Origin of the sequence: Acidovorax sp. sif0632, from assembly GCF_019218805.1 — a bacterium.
GTDB lineage: Bacteria > Pseudomonadota > Gammaproteobacteria > Burkholderiales > Burkholderiaceae_C > Acidovorax > Acidovorax facilis.
This window is the reverse complement of record NZ_JAHUWW010000007.1, coordinates 219,340-237,484: the sequence shown is the minus strand read 5'-3', so window position 1 is coordinate 237,484 and position 18,145 is coordinate 219,340. Positions and strand designations below refer to the sequence as shown.

Annotated in this window: 16 protein-coding genes; 5 read left to right on the top strand and 11 right to left on the bottom strand. The window is 66.6% G+C overall.

The annotated features are described in order from the left end of the window. Positions 1–90 precede the first annotated feature (90 nt). The 8 genes from KW832_RS20915 to KW832_RS20880 all read right to left on the bottom strand — a co-directional run bounded on the left by KW832_RS20915 (position 91) and on the right by KW832_RS20880 (position 7,804). Positions 91–378, bottom strand: a complete 288-nt coding sequence (locus KW832_RS20915) for a DUF2798 domain-containing protein (RefSeq protein WP_218301264.1) — start codon at positions 376–378, stop codon at positions 91–93. 187 nt (positions 379–565) lie between these two features. After that, the gene (locus KW832_RS20910; RefSeq protein WP_218301265.1) at positions 566–1,432 is read right to left on the bottom strand and encodes a ProQ/FINO family protein; all 867 of its coding nucleotides are present in this window, start codon (positions 1,430–1,432) and stop codon (positions 566–568) included. A gap of 132 nt (positions 1,433–1,564) precedes the next feature. Beyond that, complete coding sequence (gene glcF, locus KW832_RS20905; RefSeq protein ID WP_218301266.1) at positions 1,565–2,815, bottom strand: glycolate oxidase subunit GlcF; 1,251 nt, start codon at positions 2,813–2,815, stop codon at positions 1,565–1,567. Between the two features lie 41 nt (positions 2,816–2,856). Continuing rightward, complete coding sequence (locus tag KW832_RS20900) at positions 2,857–3,657, bottom strand: YoaK family protein (protein ID WP_055399803.1); 801 nt, start codon at positions 3,655–3,657, stop codon at positions 2,857–2,859. 47 nt (positions 3,658–3,704) lie between these two features. Continuing rightward, on the bottom strand, positions 3,705–4,841 hold the full coding sequence (gene glcE / locus KW832_RS20895; RefSeq protein ID WP_218301267.1) for a glycolate oxidase subunit GlcE: 1,137 nt from the start codon (positions 4,839–4,841) through the stop codon (positions 3,705–3,707). Positions 4,842–5,103: 262 nt separating this feature from the next. Then, complete coding sequence (gene amt, locus KW832_RS20890; RefSeq protein WP_218301268.1) at positions 5,104–6,651, bottom strand: ammonium transporter; 1,548 nt, start codon at positions 6,649–6,651, stop codon at positions 5,104–5,106. A 36-nt stretch (positions 6,652–6,687) separates the two neighbouring features. After that, entirely contained in the window at positions 6,688–7,026 is a 339-nt protein-coding gene (gene glnK, locus KW832_RS20885; protein WP_010466918.1) for a P-II family nitrogen regulator, read from the bottom strand. 46 nt (positions 7,027–7,072) lie between these two features. Continuing rightward, complete coding sequence (locus KW832_RS20880; protein ID WP_218301269.1) at positions 7,073–7,804, bottom strand: TorF family putative porin; 732 nt, start codon at positions 7,802–7,804, stop codon at positions 7,073–7,075. Between the two features lie 224 nt (positions 7,805–8,028). Here KW832_RS20880 and KW832_RS20875 point away from each other — a divergent pair, with 224 nt between their 5' ends. Both KW832_RS20875 and KW832_RS20870 read left to right on the top strand, forming a co-directional pair. After that, a complete protein-coding gene (locus tag KW832_RS20875) occupies positions 8,029–9,573 on the top strand; it encodes a YifB family Mg chelatase-like AAA ATPase (RefSeq protein WP_218301270.1) in 1,545 nt (514 codons plus the stop codon). A gap of 166 nt (positions 9,574–9,739) precedes the next feature. Next, positions 9,740–10,246, top strand: a complete 507-nt coding sequence (locus KW832_RS20870) for a MarR family transcriptional regulator (protein WP_218301271.1) — start codon at positions 9,740–9,742, stop codon at positions 10,244–10,246. A 77-nt stretch (positions 10,247–10,323) separates the two neighbouring features. On the opposite strand, the gene KW832_RS20865 is transcribed toward KW832_RS20870, so the two are convergent. The 3 genes from KW832_RS20865 to KW832_RS20855 are packed head-to-tail and all read right to left on the bottom strand — an operon-like array spanning position 10,324 to position 14,423. After that, positions 10,324–11,916: an acyl CoA:acetate/3-ketoacid CoA transferase gene (locus tag KW832_RS20865; protein WP_218301272.1), complete on the bottom strand. Its 1,593-nt coding sequence runs from the start codon at positions 11,914–11,916 to the stop codon at positions 10,324–10,326. A 36-nt stretch (positions 11,917–11,952) separates the two neighbouring features. Continuing rightward, the gene (locus tag KW832_RS20860) at positions 11,953–13,206 is read right to left on the bottom strand and encodes a thiolase family protein (RefSeq protein ID WP_218301273.1); all 1,254 of its coding nucleotides are present in this window, start codon (positions 13,204–13,206) and stop codon (positions 11,953–11,955) included. Positions 13,207–13,208: 2 nt separating this feature from the next. Further along, positions 13,209–14,423 carry a thiolase family protein gene (locus KW832_RS20855; protein ID WP_218301274.1) on the bottom strand — a complete coding sequence of 405 codons (1,215 nt, stop codon included), beginning with the start codon at positions 14,421–14,423 and terminating at the stop codon, positions 13,209–13,211. Between the two features lie 159 nt (positions 14,424–14,582). On the opposite strand from KW832_RS20855, the gene KW832_RS20850 reads away from it, so the two are divergent. Genes KW832_RS20850 through KW832_RS20840 form a run of 3 tightly spaced genes read left to right on the top strand, consistent with a single transcriptional unit; the run spans position 14,583 to position 18,083 of the window. Then, on the top strand, positions 14,583–15,368 hold the full coding sequence (locus tag KW832_RS20850; protein WP_055399790.1) for a crotonase/enoyl-CoA hydratase family protein: 786 nt from the start codon (positions 14,583–14,585) through the stop codon (positions 15,366–15,368). A 44-nt stretch (positions 15,369–15,412) separates the two neighbouring features. Beyond that, positions 15,413–17,281, top strand: a complete 1,869-nt coding sequence (locus KW832_RS20845) for a feruloyl-CoA synthase (RefSeq protein ID WP_218301275.1) — start codon at positions 15,413–15,415, stop codon at positions 17,279–17,281. A 37-nt stretch (positions 17,282–17,318) separates the two neighbouring features. Then, positions 17,319–18,083: an SDR family NAD(P)-dependent oxidoreductase gene (locus tag KW832_RS20840; RefSeq protein ID WP_218301276.1), complete on the top strand. Its 765-nt coding sequence runs from the start codon at positions 17,319–17,321 to the stop codon at positions 18,081–18,083. Positions 18,084–18,145 lie beyond the last annotated feature (62 nt).

The following is an 18,145-nucleotide window of genomic DNA, read 5'->3' as shown; positions in this document are numbered from 1 at the left end:
GATGTCAGTAGCGTGCACGCACGCTGGTGACTCCGGGTGGGCGCAGCACATGAGCGGCGTGAGGGTGCCCACCGCCCGCCACGCGATCGATCAGCGCGGCTGCTCGACGATAGCCGCCGTGATGCGGCGCACCACAGGCAGCACCAGCAACAGCGTGGGGAAGGCCACTACCCAGGACAGCGCCCAGGCACTCAGCCACAGGCGCGGGAGGTCCAGCGAGAAGCCCGCCACGCGCACGGTGCTGATCAGGGACACGATGAAGGTCATGAGCAGCGACAGCAGCAGTGGCATGACCCAAGCCGCCGAGCGTGGGGGCAATCTGCGCAGCCCGAGGAAGGTCTGGCGGGACGACGGCGGGAGCGAGGAAGGTTGGTTCATTGAAATTCCAGAAAGCAGACCGGTCAAGCAAGGTGCCGCCCCCACCCTGCAGCAGATGCAGGCCAGGGACCACAACCCCGGCAGGGCCGGTGTTGGTTGGCACGTTGATTGACGTAAACGCTTACGGCAACCCATGAACCGGGTCGCGGGGAGATTCTAGGCCCCGTCGGCCCGGGCCGCGCTGGCCTTAGCTGCTTTGGCCCTCAGGCGCAGCAGCCACGGTGGCCTGGGCCCGCGCGGCGGCCAGGCGGCGCGCGCGTTCGACCTGCTGGGCCGCAGTGCGAGGCACCATGCCGTACATGTCGGCAAAGGCCTCCAGCGTCTGGCCGCTTGCTTCAAAGGCGCGCAGCAGGGCCTCGTCCTTGGCATTGCGGGCTGCCCATTCGGCAAAGGCTTCTTCGAGGATGGCGTTGGCGGCCTCGTCGCGGCTTTGCACCAGCTCGGTATACGCCTCGCGCGTGAGGCCCGAGGCCTCGAACGCGGCAATCATGCGGTTGCGCAGCTTGGGCAGCAGGTCATCGGTGGCGCGGGCCTTCTTGCGGCGGTAGACCTCCAGCAGCGCGTGGTGCACATGCTCGGGCGCCATGTCTTCCACAGGCTGGCCTTGCAGGTCGTGGCGCTTGTCGCCCGCCGCCACGCTTTGCAGATACCGTGTGGAGCGGGTGTGGATGCCCAGAGCCACCTTGAGCGCCTCGCGCTCAAACAGCTCGGGGTGCGCAGCCAGCAGGTCCTGGAAGATGCCGCGCTTGAGCGGGCGGAACACGGCGCCAAACAGATGGGGATAGAGCCCCGCCAGTTGTTCCAGCGCGGGGTGAACACGCTGAGGCGCACGCGGGCCCGGGGCGCCAGCTGGCACGGTGGCGCCCTCGGCCCCCTCCGCGCTCCGGGGCGCCTGGCGCCCGTCAGCATTGCGGCGGTTGCGGCCACCACGGCGCGAGCCCCCTGTACGCTGGGGGGGAGCCCCAGCCTCCGTGGGCGCGGCTGCCACAGGCGCTGCCAAGGGTTCGACAGGGGCTGTGTGGGGTTGTTCTTGTGCGGACACGGAGTCGGTCATGGCGGTGCAGTTCCGGGGCAAAAATGGGGGCGACAAAACCCTCGATCATGCCAGCGTTGGGTCGGCGGGCGCAAAACAGCCTCTGACAGAGGCCTGAATTACCCTGTGCCTGTGCAGCAGGGCATGGGAGGGTCAGCCTGCGCGCAACGCCTCGTCCAGCACCTCCACCCAGTGCCGCACGGGCGTGCCCGTGCCACTTTGCAGGTGCGTGATGCAGCCGATGTTGGCCGACAGGATCATGTCCGGAAGCTGGTCGCCAAAGGCCTCGCCGAGCACGCCGAGCTTGCGGTCGCGCAGCTGGTACGACAGCTCGGGGTTGAGCACGGAATAGGTGCCCGCCGAGCCGCAGCACAGGTGGGCATCGTTGCGCGCCGCGCGCAACTTGAAGCCCAGCTGGTTCAGGTGCATCTCCACCCCGCCCCGCAGCTTCTGGCCGTGCTGCAGCGTGCAGGGCGGGTGGTAGGCGAACAGCGTGTCGGGCTTTTGCACGCGCCCGGCGAGCTTATGCGCCAGCTCGGGCAACAGGTCAGGCAGCAGCTCCGACAGGTCGCGCGTGAGGGCGCTGATGCGCTCGGCCTTGGCCGCGTACATCGTGTCGTCTTTGAGGATGTGGCCGTATTCCTTGACCGTCACGCCACAGCCGGATGCGTTCATGACGATGGACTCCACCCCCTGCTCCACCAGCGGCCACCAAGCGTCGATGTTGGCGCGCATCTCGGCCTTGCCGCCTTCCTGGTCGTTGAGGTGGAACTTGACGGCGCCGCAGCAGCCGGCCTTGGGTGCGATCACGGTCTGGATGCCCACGGCGTCCAGCACGCGGGCGGTGGCGGTGTTGATGTTGGGCATCATGGCCGGTTGCACGCAGCCCGCCAGCATGAGCACCTTGCGGGCATGCTCGCGTGTGGGCCAGGCGCCGGCATTTTGGGGCGCGGGCACCTTGGCCTTGAGGGATGCGGGCAGCAGGCCGCGCACCAGTTGCCCGGCCTTCATGGCAGGGGCAAACAGGGGCGAGGGCAACCCCTCCTTCAGCGCCCATCGCAGGGCTTTTTCGCCCACGGGGCGAGGCACTTTTTCATCAACGATCTTGCGGCCGATGTCCACCAGGTGGCCGTATTGCACGCCGCTCGGGCAGGTGCTTTCGCAGTTGCGGCAGGTGAGACACCGGTCCAGGTGCATCTGGGTCTTGCGCGTGGGGGTCTCGCCTTCAAGCACCTGCTTGATGAGGTAGATGCGGCCGCGCGGGCCGTCCAGCTCGTCGCCCAGCAGCTGGTAGGTGGGGCAGGTGGCGGTGCAGAAGCCGCAGTGCACACACTTGCGCAGGATGGATTCGGCCTCCAGGCCATCGGCGCGGGCGCGGTATTCAGGAGAGAGCTGGGTTTGCATGGTGCATGCCTGGGCGAAGAGACAGAAAGATCAGGGCCGATTCAGCGCGGCGCGGTCGGTGGGTCCAAGGGCGCTTCCAGCGCCAGCGGCTTGCGCAAGGGGTGGCGCAGCCTTGCGCGGTCGGCCCACAGCGGGGGCAGCGACAGGGCCAGCAGCACCAGCGCCAGCGGCACCACAAACACAAAGCCCACATGCTTGAAGCCCGCCGCGCCCGCAATGCCGCCCACCAGGAACATGCCCACCAGCCCGGCAAACAGCCGCAGCCGGGCCTGGTTGGCGCGCACTTGTGATTCGGGCGCGGTGCCGGTGCGGTTCCAGTAGAGCATCTTGCCCATCTCGATGCCCAGGTCGGTCACCACGCCCGTCATGTGGGTGGTGCGGATCTGCGACGACGACATCTTGGTCACCGTGGCGTTCTGCAGGCCCATGATGAAGGAGAGCAGCAACACCGCCAGCGGCACGGCAAACGGTGTGGGCCAGGTGAGCGTGATGGCCCCCACCAGGCCGAACAGCAGCATGAGCACGGACTCCAGCACCAGCGGCAGCGCAAAGGTGCTGCGCAGCTTGCGCTGGCGCGCCCAGTTGATCATGATGGCCGTGGTGCCTGCGCCCGACATGAAGGCCCACAGCGCACCGATGGCACCCAGCACGATCTTCATCTGGCCCAGTACCAGGTTGTCGGCCAGCGAGGACAAAAAGCCGGTCATGTGCGAGGTGTACAGGTGCACCACCAGAAAGCCCCCTGCATTGACGGCCCCCGCGTTGAACGCCAGCAGCAGGCCCAGCACCCGGTTGCTGGCGACCGTGCGGCGGTTTCCGGTGAGGTGGCGAAGGCGTCGCATGGCCAAGGTGACGGTGAAAACGGTGGTGGTGATGGAACTGACCCCGCCTACCAGGCCCGCGCCATGCGGCCGGGGTTGAAGATGCCAGCCGGGTCAAAGCTGTGCTTGAGCCGGGCGTGGATGTGTTCCAGCGCCTTGGACTGAAGGTCAAATGTGCCGCTGGCGCTTGTCCCACCTGCGCCAGAAGCTACAAAAATAGAAGCATTTCCATCCACAGCCCGAGCGGCTTCGCGCAGGGCGTCGCCTGCGGATTCGGGCGCTTGCACCCAGCGCAGCGCGCCATGCCACTCGACCAGCGGCTGCGCGCCGCCCGGCAAGCTCAGCACCGGGGCCGTGGCGGGCACGGACAGGCGCCACAGGGCGTGGCCGGGCTGTGCAGCACGTGCGGTGAACCAGGGCAGGGTCTGCTCGCGGCAGGCCGTCCAGTCGGCGGCCACCGTGGCGTTGTCCATGCGCGTGCCACCCATCGTTTTGCAGGCGGCCTCGACCGCCGCCACGGCGCCGCGCAGGCGCACATAGAGCGTGCCCACGCCACCGTCTTGCACCCAGCAGCTGGCGTTCAGGGGCAGCGGCTGGCCGCCCCAGGCGTGCAGCTTGCGCAAGGCGTCGGCCTGGTTGATGTCGTCAAACCGCAGCGTGGCCTCGCCGGGCGCCACGGGCAGCACCTTGAGGCTGACCTCGGTCAGCAAACCCAGCGTGCCCCAGGCACCGGCCATGAGGCGGGACACGTCATACCCCGCCACGTTTTTCATGACCTGTCCGCCAAAAGTCAGCAGCTCGGCTTTGCCGTTGAGCAGGGTCACGCCCAGAAGATAGTCGCGCACAGCCCCTACGCTGGCGCGGGCGGGGCCTGAGAGGCCTGCCGCGACCATGCCGCCCACGGTGGCGGCATCCGAGGAGGCCTTGGCGAAATGCGGGGGCTCAAAAGGCAGGCATTGGCCTTGTTCGGCCAGCGCGGCCTCCAACTCGGCCAACGGGGTGCCCGCCCGCACGGTGACAACCAGCTCGCTCGGCTCGTAGCTCACGATGCCGCGCAACACCCGCGTGTCGAGCACTTCACCATGCAGTGCCAGGCCATGAAAATCCTTGGTGCCCCCGCCACGGATGCGCAAGGGGGTCTGGTCGGCGGCGGCGGTGCGCACACGTTCGGTGATCTGGGCAAGGGCGAGGTCCATGCCTTGCATCGTAGCGGCAGCCTTGTCCGGTGCTACACCCGCAGTGCGTGAATTTTTTGAACAGGGCGCGTGCAAAGGACTCGGGCCTGCGGGCAAGTTGTCTGGGGGAACCTGCCTTGGCAACCCTGCCAAAGCCAACAGCGAGCCCCCCCACCGGTACGAAAAAAACCCGCCGTTGCCGGCGGGCTCAACAACCAGAGGAGTGACTCGCTTGTTCTTGTTGCGACGCTGCGGTGCCACCAGACACCGCAGCGCGTGGGGTGCAGGCGGATCAGCGGTTGTACGCTGTCTCGCCGTGCGAAGTGATGTCCAGGCCTTCGCGTTCGTCTTCTTCCGTGACACGCAGGCCCACCGTGAGGTCAACGATCTTGTAGGCGACGAAGGAGACCACACCCGACCACACGATGGTCAGCAGCACAGCCTTGGCTTGTGTCCAGACTTGCGCGGCGATGGAGTAGTCGGCCGATGTCACCATCGTTGCCGTCACCCAGTCGGCCACGTAGCCAGGGCCACCCAGGCCAGGGGCGTTGAACACGCCGGTCAGCAGGGCACCCACGATACCGCCGATGCCGTGCACGCCGAACACGTCGAGCGAGTCGTCCGCACCCAGCAGCTTCTTGAGACCGTTGACACCCCACAGGCAGGCAAAACCGCCCACCAGGCCGATCACCAGGGCGCCGCCGATACCGACGTTGCCAGCGGCAGGCGTGATGGCCACGAGGCCGGCCACGGCACCCGATGCTGCACCCAGCATCGAAGCCTTGCCACGCATCAGCGCTTCGCCGATGCACCATGCCAGCACGGCAGCGGCGGTGGCCACCAGCGTGTTGATGAAGGCCAGGGCGGCAAAGCCGTTGGCTTCCAGGGCAGAGCCGGCGTTGAAACCGAACCAGCCCACCCACAGCAGCGAGGCACCGACCATGGTCAGCGTCAGGCTGTGAGGCGCCATGGCTTCCTTGCCGTAACCGATGCGCTTGCCCACCATGAACGCGCCCACCAGGCCCGCCACAGCAGCGTTGATGTGCACCACGGTACCGCCAGCGAAGTCCAGAGCACCCCACTGCCAGATCTGGCCAGCCTTGCCGGTCATGGCGTCGGCCACTTCCTTGGAGGCGTAGGCATCAGGGCCCATCCAGAACCACACCATGTGGGCAATAGGCAGGTAGCTGAAGGTGAACCACAGCACCATGAACATCATGACGGCGCTGAACTTGATGCGCTCTGCGAACGCACCGACGATCAGGGCGCAGGTGATGCCGGCGAACGTGGCCTGGAAGGCGGCGAACACCACTTCAGGAATCACGACACCCTTGCTGAACGTGGCCGCGTTGGCAAACGTGCCTGCGGCGTTGTCCCAGATGCCTTTCATGAACAGGCGGTCAAAGCCACCGATGAACGCGCCGCCTTCGGTGAAGGCCAGGCTGTAGCCGTAGATGAACCACAGCACCACGATCATCGAGAACGTGACCATCACCTGCATGAGCACGGACAGCATGTTCTTGCTGCGCACCAGGCCACCGTAGAACAGCGCCAGGCCGGGCAGGACCATCAGGATCACGAGGATGGTGGAGGTCATCATCCAGGCGGTGTCACCCTTGTTGGGGACAGGAGCGGGTGCCTCGGCGGCAGCTGCGGGAGCGGCGGCTGCTGCCGCTGCGGGGGCTGCGGGGGCTGCGGCAGCAGCAGGAGCCGGGGCTTCTGCGGCAGCAGCGGGCGCGGCAGCAGCCGGCTCGGAGGCGGCGGGCGCCTGTGCCAGGGACAAGTTGCCCATGGTCAGCAGACCCAGCCCCAGAATAAAGGAAGCAAGCAGTTTTTTCATGGCGTTTCTCTTCTTGGATGTAGTACGGCCGCGCCCTTACAGCGCTTCCTTGCCGGTTTCGCCAGTGCGGATGCGCACCACCTGCTCCAGGTGGGTCACGAAGATCTTGCCGTCGCCGATCTTGCCGGTGCGGGCGGCGCTCTCGATGGACTCGATCACGCGGTCCACGAGGTCGTCCGCCACAGCGGCTTCGATCTTGACCTTGGGCAGGAAGTCAACCACGTATTCCGCGCCGCGGTACAGCTCGGTGTGGCCCTTCTGGCGGCCAAAGCCCTTGACCTCAGTGACCGTGATGCCTTGCACGCCGATGTCCGAAAGCGCTTCACGCACCTCGTCCAGCTTGAAGGGCTTGATGATGGCTGTCACCATTTTCATTTTGGTTCCTCCGACATGGGCGCAGCAAGCGCCCATTGAGACTTGCTTACAGGGTTTTGGTGAGCGTGACGATCACGCGCGACTTGTTGACGTGGCCGAAGAAGGCCTTCTTGTTGGCACCCACCACGGCAGCGCCCAGCGACAGGCCACCGCCGAAGTCGTAGGCACCGCCCACGCTGTAGTCCATGTAGTTGGGCACGCCCAGGTCCTTGATGTCGCTGGCAAAGCGCGTGAAGCCGACCGAAGCCTTCACTGTGATGCTGGGGGCCACTTCCTGCGCAAACGCGAAGTTCAGGTAGCCGGTGTTGCGGCCCTTCAGGCCCGAGCCAGCCTTGGCGCCGGCAAAGCCGAAGTAGTCCTTGGAGATGGTGTGCGAATACTTGGCAGTGAAGGGGCCCATGGTGGCCGCGCCATACAGCTCGGTGGTGTTGCCGTTGCTGTTGCCAGGGTAGATGTAGGTCAGGGCGCCCACGTCCAGGTCAGCGCCGCCAGCCTTGAACTTGTAGCCGCCGTACAGGTCGGATTCGAGCGAGTTGTTGGCCAGCCAGTCCACGCTGGAGTTCCAGTTGCCCACGTACCAGCCGGTGTCGCCGAAGGCGTAGTCAAAACCGCCTTGCAGTGCAGGCTTGACCGCTTTGGACTTGGAAACGTCCTGGTCCTGGCCACGGAACTTGTAGTTGGTGGTCAGGCTGACATTGCCGGTGAGCTGGGCACTGGCCAGCATGGGAAGGGTTGCAACAAGGGCAACGCCCAGGGTCTTGATGATGGCGCGGGTCATGTTTCCTCCGGTTGGACAAAGTAGGGACGAGCGTTTTAAGCACGGACCGTGCCACGCCAGTGCAACCATTGCATCGCCTTCACATCGCCGTTGCGTTGCGTTACACCGATCCCCAAGTACAGTGACGGTGTGCGCGCGGACCATGTTGCACCTTGTTGGTGCACAACACAACTGGACCGCGCTAAAAAACCATAAAACGCACCCATCTGGGGAGAAACCGCTTCATGAGTCTTGCTTTGGTGCAAAGCCGCGCCCTTCTGGGGCTGCAGGCGCCTTCTGTCACCGTCGAAGTGCATCTGGCCAATGGTTTGCCCAGCTTCACTCTGGTGGGCCTGGCCGAGGTGGAGGTCAAGGAGGCCCGCGAACGGGTGCGCTCGGCGCTGCAGAACGCGGGGCTGGAGTTCCCGCATAACAAGCGCATCACGGTAAACCTGGCACCAGCCGATCTGCCCAAGGACTCAGGGCGCTTCGATCTGCCGATTGCACTGGGCATCCTCGCCGCCAGCGGGCAGGTGGACGCAAGCCGTCTGGCGGGCTATGAGTTTGCGGGCGAGCTGTCGCTGTCGGGCGAACTGCGCCCCGTGCGCGGCGCGCTGGCCACCAGCCTGGCGCTGCAGACCCAGCAGATCACCGCGCAACTGGTGCTGCCCCCCGGCAGCGCTGAAGAAGCCGCCCTGGTGCCCGCCGCGCAGGTAGTGCGCGCACGGCATCTTCTGGATGTGGTGCGCGCCTTCCTGCCGCCGGGCAGCGTGGCTGCGGGCGATGCCGACGTGGCCAACGACGGCTGGACCCGCCTGCAGGCCACCCCCATGGCGGCGAGCACAACAGGCCCCGACATGTGCGACGTGAAAGGCCAGGCCAGCGCCAAACGCGCGCTCGAGATTGCTGCCGCTGGCGGGCACAGCGTGCTCATGGCCGGGCCGCCGGGATCGGGCAAGTCGATGCTGGCGCTGCGGTTTGCGGGGCTGCTGCCCGCGATGACCGTGGACGAGGCGCTGGAGAGCGCCGCCATTGCCAGCCTGGCCGGGCGCTTTCGCACCGACCAGTGGGGCCACAGGCCCACAGCGGCGCCACACCACACCGCCAGCGCAGTGGCCCTGGTGGGCGGCGGATCACCCCCCAGGCCCGGTGAAATTTCGTTGGCGCACAACGGAATCTTGTTTCTGGACGAACTGCCCGAGTTTCCGCGTGCTGCGCTGGAGGCCCTGCGCGAACCGCTGGAGACAGGACACATCACCATCTCCAGAGCGGCGCAGCGTGCGGATTTCCCCGCCCGGTTCCAGATGATTGCGGCCATGAACCCCTGCCCGTGCGGCTACCTGGGCTCCACCCAGCGCGCGTGCCGCTGCACGCCCGACCAGGTGAACCGCTACCAGGCCAAGCTCAGCGGCCCGCTGCTGGACCGCATTGACCTGCATGTGGAGGTGCCCGCCCTGCCCGCCGATCAACTGGTGCAGGCACCCGCGGGCGAACCCAGCGAGGCGATCCGCGAACGCGTGGCGCAGGCCCGCGCCGTGGCACTGGCGCGGCAAGGCAAGACCAACCAGGCGCTGCAGGGCCAGGAGATCGACACCCACCTGCACCTGCAGGATGCCGCCGCCAAATTCCTCAACACCGCCGCCGCCCGCCTGGGCTGGTCGGCCCGCAGCACGCACCGTGCGCTGAAGGTGGCGCGCACCATTGCCGACCTGGCGGGTGCACCCTCGACCGAAGTGGGCCATGTGGCCGAGGCCGTGCAATACCGGCGCGTGTTGCGCAGCCCCGTCTGAGAGCCACAGGCGCCGATGCTGCACCGTGTGTGTCGCCTGCCACACATCAATTACTATAATTTTTATAGCAATACATATCCGTCAAATAAGCGCTAGCGGCTGATTTGAATCAAATTTCCGCGCAACCTGCTGCCAACCCGCGCCCACCCCCCGCCACAATCACCCCATGTCCAGCGTTCGCCCCACCAAAAAGACCACCGCCTCCATGGTTCCAGCCAACCCGGCGCCCGCACCCGAATCGGTGGATACCGGCTTTCTGCGCACCCTGGTGGGCTACAACGCGCGGCGCGCATCGCTGGCCGTAATCGAAGTGTTCATGGAACGCATGGCGGTGTACCGCCTCAAGGTGGTGGATTTTTCGGTGCTGTCGCTGGTGGCGCACAACCCGGGCGTGACCTCGCGCCAGCTGTGCGTGACGCTGGGCGTGTTGCCGCCCAACCTGGTGGGCCTGATTGCGGCGCTGGAGCGGCGCGGGCTGATCGAGCGCCGCCCCCACCCTAGCGACGGCCGCGCCATGGGCCTGCACCTGACGCCCGCCGGTGTGGAGCTGACGGCCCAGGCCGAGCAGACCGCCGCACAGCTGGAGGTGGACGCCACAGCAGGCCTCACGGCCGCCGAACGCAAGACGCTGATCCGCCTGCTGCAAAAGGTCTACGCCCGCGACGGGGCCTGACAAAAAAAGGGGCGCTGCAGCCAGCGCCCCTTGGTCTTTGGTTTTGTGCCCGGCTTCGGGCGGCTTCTGCGCCCCGTTTACTGGCCTGCGGCCGCCGGTACCACCGCCTCAGACTTCGCCGCCATGGCCGCCGCCAGCCCGCCCCACTTTTCGTGGAACAGGCCCGCGTCCATGGTCTTCACATTGCGCATGATCGGCTTGAAGCCCATGTGCGCCAGCACGTCGCGCTCCAGGTCAATGCCGGGCGCGATCTCGGTCAGCTCCAGGCCTTCGGTGGTCAGGTGGAACACGGCGCGTTCGGTCACGAAGAGCACGTTCTGCTCCCGCTGGGCAGCATCCAGCCCGTTGAAGGTGATCTGCTCGACCTTCTCGATGAACTTGCGCGAGCGGCCTTCCTTGACGATGGTGAGCTGGCCGTCGGCCACCTTCACCTCCAGGCCACCCGCCGTGAAGGTGCCGCAGAACACCAGGTTCTTGGTGGACCGCGTGATGTTCACAAAACCACCGCAGCCCACGGGCCGGCCGTTGAACTTGCTCACGTTCACGTTGCCGTGGTTGTCGGCCTGCGCCAGGCCCAGGAAGCTCGCGTCCAGCCCGCCGCCGTCGTAGAAGTCGAACTGCAACGACTGCTCAATGATCGCGTCGGCGTTGTAGGCCGTGCCAAAGTCGCCCAGCTGCGCCGGAATGCCGCCGGTGATGCCACTTTCCACGCTCAGCGTGAACTGGTCCGCCACGCCCTCTTCCGCCGCCACCGACGGCACACCGGCCGGAATACCGATGCCCAGGTTGGTGATGGCGCCAGGTTTCAGCTCCAGCGCGGTGCGGCGTGCGATGACCTTGCGTTCGTCCAGTGCCATGGGCGCCAGCGAGTTCACCGGCACGCGCACGTCGCCACACAGCGCGGCGTTGAACTGCGTGGTGATGGTCTGCATGTGGTTCTCGGGCTGGCTGACCACCACGTAGTCCACTGACACGCCGGGCACCTTGACCGACTTGGGGTGCAGGCTGCCCGCCTTCACGATGCGCTCCACCTGCGCGATCACGATGCCGCCGCAGGCCTTGGCCGCGTGGGCGATGTTGATCTGTTCCAACAGCACACCTTCCTTGTCCAGCGTGATGTTGCCGTTCTCATCGGCCAGCGTGCCGCGGATGATGGCGACATCGACCTTGGGCGAGGGGTAGAACAGCCATTCCTCGCCGTTGAATTCGACGAGCTTGACCAGGTCTTCGGTGGACTTGCTGTTGAGCTTGCCGCCTTCGATGCGCGGGTCTACAAACGTGCCCAGGCCCACCTTGGTCAGCAGCCCGGGGCTGCGGCTGGCAATGTGGCGCGTGAGGTGCGACAGGCTGCCCTGCGGGAAGTTGTAGGCCTCCACCTCGCCGTCAAACACCATCTTCATCATCTCGGCGCCGGTCTGGCCAAAGTGGCCGGCCACCGTGCGCTTGATCATGCCGGGGTGGGCAAAGTGCACCATGCCCGCGTCCTTGCTGTTGCCGATGGCGCCGCAGGCCCAGGTGGTCACGTTCTTCGGACTGCCGTGGTCGAGGAAATTTTTCTCGATGCCCTTGAGCACTTCCTCGGGCAGGCTGGAGACGGCCAAGCCGCCCAGGAAGATGGTGGCGTTGTCGGGGATGAGTGCCCCGGCCTGGGCTGCGGTGATGATTTTCATGGTGCTGTGCTCTTGCAAATGGTGTGAAGACTGGATTTACGCGTCGGTGTTCTCGATCAGCAAAGCAATGCCTTGCCCGCCGCCCACACAGGCGCTGGAGATGCCGTAGCGCAGCCCACGGCGGCGCAGCTCGCGCGCCAGGGTCACCGTCAGGCGCACGCCGGTGGCGGCCAGCGGGTGGCCCAGGGCAATGGCGCCGCCGTTCACGTTGAGCTTGTTGAGGTCCAGCCCCAGCTCGCGGCCCACGGCCAGGGTCTGTGCGCCCTGGGCTTCGTTGATTTCGAACAGGCCGATGTCATCCAGCGTGAGGCCGGTGCGCGCCAGCAGCGCGCGGATGGCCGGGGCCGGGCCGATGCCCATGTACTCGGGCGCCACACCCACAGCGGCCACACCGCGCAGGCGCGCCAGCGGCTTGAGGCCACGCTGCTGCACATAGGCATCGCTGGCCACCACGGCACCCACGGCGCCGTCCACCAGGGCCGAGCTGTTGCCGGCGGTCTGCACGCCGCCCGGGTACACGGTGCGCAGCGCGGCCAGGGCCTCGACCGGCGAAGGACGCGGGTGCGTGTCGCGGTCGAGCTGCGCGACCTTACGCGGCAGCGTAATGCCGCGCGTGGCGTAGCCTGCCAGTTCGAACTTTTCGCTGGTCACGGGCACGATCTCGCCCGCCAGGAAGCCATCCTCCTGCGCCTTGAGCGCGCGGGCAAAGGACTGCGAGGCGTAGGCATCCACGTCTTCCCGCGTGATGCCGTATTTCTTGGCCAGGTTCTCGGCGGTCTCGATCATCGTCACCGGGCCTGCGGTGTCGATCAATGCCTCCATCAGGAAGTCCTTGAACTCCACTGGCGCGCCCAGCTTGAAGCCGGTGCGGTGTGTGTAGGCCGCAATCGGGTTGCGCGTCATGGACTCGGTGCCCACCACCAGCGCCACGTCGGTGTAGCCCAGCGCAATCTGGTCGGCCGCCTGGCGGAACAGCTCAAAGCCCGTGCCGCAGATGCGTTGCACCAGGATGGCGGGCACGGCTTGCGGCACGCCTGCATACAGGCCAATGTGGCGCGGCAGCACAAAGGCGTCGAAATCGGCCTGCGCCATGGAGCCCGTGATGACCGAGCCCACATCGGCAGCGGGCACGCCGCTGCGCGCCAGCACGGCACGCGCCACCTTGATGCCCATGTCGGTGGGCGACACATGGCCCAGCGGGCCGCAGTAATCGACCATGGGCGTGCGCACGCCGTCCACCAGCCAGGCGTTCAGGGGCGCGGAGAAAGAGCTTGTCGAAGTGGCAGTCATGGTCAGGCCTTGGAAGTGGTTTTGCTGTCGGTCACACGCAGCACGGTGGCATAGCCGGTGTCGCCCGCAGCGCAGCCGGTGAACAGGCCCACGCCGCCGCCGCGCAGCACCAGCTCTTCGATCAGTTCGATGATGGCGCGCATGCCGGTGGGCGCCTGGGGGTGGCCCCAGATGATGGAGCTGCCGTAGTTGTTCATGCGCTCCCAGGCAAAGCCGGTGTCGCGCGCCAGGGCGATGTCGTTCACGGCAAAGGGGTTGTGCGTCTTGATGGCCGCCACGTCGCTGATGGAAAGGCCCGCGTTCTTGAGCGCGTTGAACGCGGCAGGCGACGGCGCCATGGGCATGTAGCCCGCCTCCACGCGCGCCATGCCAAAGCCCAGGATCTCGACCTCGATGCCGGGGTCGGTCGCCACGGCACGGGCCCGTTCGCGCGTGGTGACGATGGCGCCCGCGTTGCCGTCGGCCGGATGCGTCTGGCCGCCGAAGGTCACCGTGCCACCCTCTTTGACGGGCTTGAGCTTGGCCAGGCCTTCGGCGGTGGTCGGGAAGATGCCTTCATCGGTGCTCAGCGTGCCGGTCTGCTTGCGGAACTTGGAGTCGGTGACGGGCACATCGGCCATGTAGCGCTTCTGGAAGGCGCGGTCGTCGGCCAGCGCCTCCTGGTACTGGTGGTAGCGGTGCAGCTTGAGCGCGTGCTGCTCTTCGGTGCTGATGCCATAGCGCGCGGCCACGTTCTCGCCCGTCTGCAGCATGGGGTTCTTGGCATACGGGTCGTGGCCCATGTTGTCGGGCACCCAGTGCTCGGTAATGCCGTAGCCGCCGGTGCCGCTGGAGTCGGGGTAGTACACCACCGGCCCGTTGGACTGGCGGTCGGCCATCACCAGCAGCGCGCTGGTGGCCGTGCCGCACGCCACTTCTTGCGCGGCCATCTGCAGCGCGCGCACACTGGTGGCGCAGGCCTGCTGCACCGTGGGCCCGGCCACACGGTCGATACCCATCATGCCGGTGACCCAAGGCAGGCCGTAGAAGCTGCCCTTTTGCGGGTTGGTGATGCCGAGGATCGCCAGGTCCACCACCGCCAGGTCGTACCCGCGCGCGGTGAGCGCCTGCTTGCCCACCGCAGCGGCCAGCGGCAGCGCGTTGAGGTTGGCCAGCGTGCCCTGCCACTTGGCAAACGGGGACGACCAGTAGATACCGTAGGGGATGAAGGCGTTCATGACAGGGTCCTTGCTTGGATTGCGCACCAATTTTAGTTATTTATCATAACCATATGAGTCGCTTGAAAAGCTAGGGAAACCCCCTAGCAAAGAGCGGCCTTGCGGTCTTGTTTTAGTTATTTTTGATAACCATAATTTCCCTAACTCACTCACACCACCATGACCAAGAACTCCGACATCTCCCTTGAAATCCGTGGCGAACGCGAGGAAATCGCGGTCATCCGCCTCACCCGCCCCGCCAAGCGCAATGCCTTGAACGACGGCCTGATCCTGGCGCTGCGCGACGTGATGGACAACCTGCCCGCCAGCGTGGGGGCCGCCGTGATCGATGGCGATGGCGAGCACTTCTGCTCGGGCCTCGACCTGTCCGAGCTGAAAGAGCGCGACGCGGGCCAGGGCCTGCACCACTCGCGCATGTGGCATGCAGCGCTGGACCGCGTGCAGTTCGGCCCCGTGCCCGTGGTGGCCGCGCTGCACGGCGCGGTGGTGGGCGGCGGGCTGGAGCTGGCCAGCGCCTGCCACATCCGCGTGGCCGATGAATCCACCTTCTACGCACTGCCCGAAGGCTCGCGCGGCATCTTTGTGGGCGGCGGCGGTGCGGTGCGCATCCCGCGCCTGATCGGCACGGCCCGCATGACCGACATGATGATGACCGGCCGCGTCTACAACGCCGTGGACGGCGAGCGTGTGGGTTTTGCCCAATACCTCGTGCCCACCGGCACCGCATTCGATAAGGCCTTTGAGCTGGCCCAGCGCATTGCGCAGAACGCACCGCTGACCAACTACGCACTCATGCACGCGCTGCCCCGCATTGCCGAGCAGCCGTCCGACCAGGGCCTGATGACCGAAGCCATGATGGCCGCCATCGCCCAGAGCGCGCCCGAAGCCAAGGCCCGTGTGCGCGCCTTCCTCGACGGCAAGGCAGCCAAGGTCCAGAAGGCCTGAAGATGCGAGCCCCCGCCCGCGCCAGTGAGTTCTTGAAAGCACCCATGATGGCAACCGCCCCCACCCCCCGCTACCGGCCGCTGCGCTTTGGCGTGACCGAGGTCACCACCCGCCAGGGCGACAACGGCGTGGTCTATGTGCGCGCCACGCAAGACCTGCAGCCCCACCCCGTGCGCCTGACCGACCGCCTGGCGCACTGGGCGCAGACGACGCACGACCGCACCTGGATGGCGCAGCGTGTGAAGAACGCCGACGGCAGCCTGGGCGACTGGCGGCACATCAGCTACCGCGAGGCATGGGACAGTGCGCGCCGCATTGCGCAAGCGCTGCTCGACCGCAACCTGAGCGCCGACCGCCCCGTGGTCATGCTCAGCGAAAACGATCTGGAGCATGCCCTGCTGTCGCTGGGCTGCCTGGTGGCGGGCGTGCCGCAGTGCACCGTGTCCGCCGCCTACTCCACTGTGAGCAAGGACTACGACAAGCTGCGCCACGCCATCGACACCCTCACGCCCGGCCTTGTGTTTGCGAGCAGCGGCGAGCGCTTTGCCGCCGCCATCAACGCCACGGTGGGCGCCGACGTAGAGGTGGCGCTGATCGAGGGCACACTGCCCGGCCGCAGTACCACCCCGTTCAGCGCACTGCTGGCCACCGAGGCCACGCCCGCCGTGGACGCCGCGCACGCCGCCATCACGGGCGACAGCATCGCCAAATTCATGTTCACCTCGGGCTCCACCAAGGCGCCCAAGGCCGTGATCATCACACATGGCATGTGGGCCGCCAACCTGCAGCAGATGAACCAGTCCATGCCCGTGCTGGCCGAGGAAGACCTGGTGCTGGTGGACTGGCTGCCGTGGAACCACACCTTCGGCGGCAACCACAACTTCGGCATCGTCATCTACAACGGCGGCACGCTGTACCTGGACGAAGGCCGCCCCACGCCCGCGGGCATGGCCGAGACCATCCGCAACCTGCGCGAGATCGCGCCCACGGTGTACTTCAACGTGCCCACGGGTTTCGAGGTGCTGGCGCACACCATGAAGACCGACGCGCAGCTGCGCAAGAACCTGCTCAGCCGCGTGAAAATGTTCTTCTTTGCCGCTGCCGCACTCTCGCAACCCATCTGGGATGCCCTCTTTGAGGTGGCCGAGCAGGAGGTGGGCGAGCGCATCGTGATGAACACCGGCCTGGGCATGACCGAGGGCTGCCCCTTCTGTGTGGCCGTGAACAGCCCCAACGTGCAGGCAGGCGACATCGGCGTGCCTACGCCGGGCCTGGAGCTGAAGCTGGTGCCCGTGGATGGCAAGGTCGAGGTGCGTTATCGCGGCCCCAACATCACGCAGGGCTACTGGCGCAACGCCGAGGCCACGCAAGAGGCGTTCGACGAAGAAGGCTTCTACTGCTCCGGCGACGCCGTGAAGTGGATCGACGAGGCCGACCACAACAAGGGCCTGAAGTTCGACGGCCGCATTGCCGAGGACTTCAAGCTCAGCACCGGCACCTTCGTGAGCGTGGGCCCCATGCGCGCCAAGATCATCGCGGCCTGCGCACCCTATGTGCAGGACGCCGTCATCACCGGCATCAACCTCAAGGAAGTGGGCGCGCTGCTGATCCCTACGCCCCACATCCGCACGCTGGCGGGCCTGCCCAGCGACGCCAGCCTGCCACAGGTGCTGGAGAGCGCGCCCGTGCAGCAGCACTTTCAGCAGGTGATCAACCAGCTGGCCGCACAAGCCACGGGCAGTGCCACGCGTGTGGCCCGCATGCACCTGATGGCCGAGCCGCCCTCGCTGGACAAGGGCGAGATCACCGACAAGGGCTCCATCAACCAGCGCGCCGTGCTCAAGCACCGCGCCAACCTGGTGGAAGCCATGCACGAAGGCAAGTTGCCATTCACCCTCGTGCCCCAGAAATGAATTGACCTGAACTGAACGACTACCCAAGGACACCACCATGCAGATTCAAGGACAAGCCGCCCTCGTGACCGGCGGCGCATCGGGCCTCGGTGAAGCCACCGCCCGCGCACTGGCCGCCCAGGGCGCCAAGGTGGCGGTGCTGGACCGCAATGCCGAACTGGCTGAAAAAGTCGCCGCAGACATTGGTGGCGTAGCCTGCCCCTGCGACATCACCGACGCCGCCAGCGTGCAGGCCGCCATCGACAAGGCCGCCGCCGCCCACGGCCCCGCGCGCATTCTCATGAATGTTGCAGGCATCGGCAGCGCCAAACGCGTGGTGCAGCGCGATGGCAGTGCCGCGCCGCTGGAAGACTTTGTGCGCGTGGTCAACATCAACCTGATCGGCACCTACAACGTGAGTCGTTTGTTTGCCGCCGCCTGCAGCAAGCTCGCCGTGCTGGACAACGGCGAGCGCGGCGTAATGATGTTCACCGCCTCCGTCGCCGCCTTTGACGGCCAGGTGGGCCAGCAGGCCTACAGCGCCTCCAAGGCGGGCCTGGCGGGCATGACGCTGCCCATGGCGCGCGACCTGGCAAAGCACGCGATCCGCGTGTGCACCGTGGCGCCCGGCCTGTTTGCCACGCCGCTGATGAAGGAACTGCCCGAGGCCGTGCAGCAGTCGCTGGCCGCCAGCATCCCTTTCCCGCCACGCCTGGGCAAGCCCGAGGAGTTTGCCGAGCTGGCCTGCCACATCGTGACCAACGGCCATCTCAACGGCGAAGTCATCCGCCTCGATGGCGCACTGCGCATGGCGCCGAGATGAGAAGCCCCCCTGAGTCGCTTCGCGCCATCCCCCCTGGGGGACGCCACCCGTGGCCTGGCAAA

Coding starts and splice junctions, on each gene's coding strand:
- KW832_RS20915 (WP_218301264.1), bottom strand. CDS start 378: ATGAACCAACCTTCCTCGCTCCCGCCGTCGTCCCGCCAGACCTTCCTC.
- KW832_RS20910 (WP_218301265.1), bottom strand. CDS start 1,432: ATGACCGACTCCGTGTCCGCACAAGAACAACCCCACACAGCCCCTGTC.
- glcF (WP_218301266.1), bottom strand. CDS start 2,815: ATGCAAACCCAGCTCTCTCCTGAATACCGCGCCCGCGCCGATGGCCTG.
- KW832_RS20900 (WP_055399803.1), bottom strand. CDS start 3,657: ATGCGACGCCTTCGCCACCTCACCGGAAACCGCCGCACGGTCGCCAGC.
- glcE (WP_218301267.1), bottom strand. CDS start 4,841: ATGCAAGGCATGGACCTCGCCCTTGCCCAGATCACCGAACGTGTGCGC.
- amt (WP_218301268.1), bottom strand. CDS start 6,651: ATGAAAAAACTGCTTGCTTCCTTTATTCTGGGGCTGGGTCTGCTGACC.
- glnK (WP_010466918.1), bottom strand. CDS start 7,026: ATGAAAATGGTGACAGCCATCATCAAGCCCTTCAAGCTGGACGAGGTG.
- KW832_RS20880 (WP_218301269.1), bottom strand. CDS start 7,804: ATGACCCGCGCCATCATCAAGACCCTGGGCGTTGCCCTTGTTGCAACC.
- KW832_RS20875 (WP_218301270.1), top strand. CDS start 8,029: ATGAGTCTTGCTTTGGTGCAAAGCCGCGCCCTTCTGGGGCTGCAGGCG.
- KW832_RS20870 (WP_218301271.1), top strand. CDS start 9,740: ATGTCCAGCGTTCGCCCCACCAAAAAGACCACCGCCTCCATGGTTCCA.
- KW832_RS20865 (WP_218301272.1), bottom strand. CDS start 11,916: ATGAAAATCATCACCGCAGCCCAGGCCGGGGCACTCATCCCCGACAAC.
- KW832_RS20860 (WP_218301273.1), bottom strand. CDS start 13,206: ATGACTGCCACTTCGACAAGCTCTTTCTCCGCGCCCCTGAACGCCTGG.
- KW832_RS20855 (WP_218301274.1), bottom strand. CDS start 14,423: ATGAACGCCTTCATCCCCTACGGTATCTACTGGTCGTCCCCGTTTGCC.
- KW832_RS20850 (WP_055399790.1), top strand. CDS start 14,583: ATGACCAAGAACTCCGACATCTCCCTTGAAATCCGTGGCGAACGCGAG.
- KW832_RS20845 (WP_218301275.1), top strand. CDS start 15,413: ATGATGGCAACCGCCCCCACCCCCCGCTACCGGCCGCTGCGCTTTGGC.
- KW832_RS20840 (WP_218301276.1), top strand. CDS start 17,319: ATGCAGATTCAAGGACAAGCCGCCCTCGTGACCGGCGGCGCATCGGGC.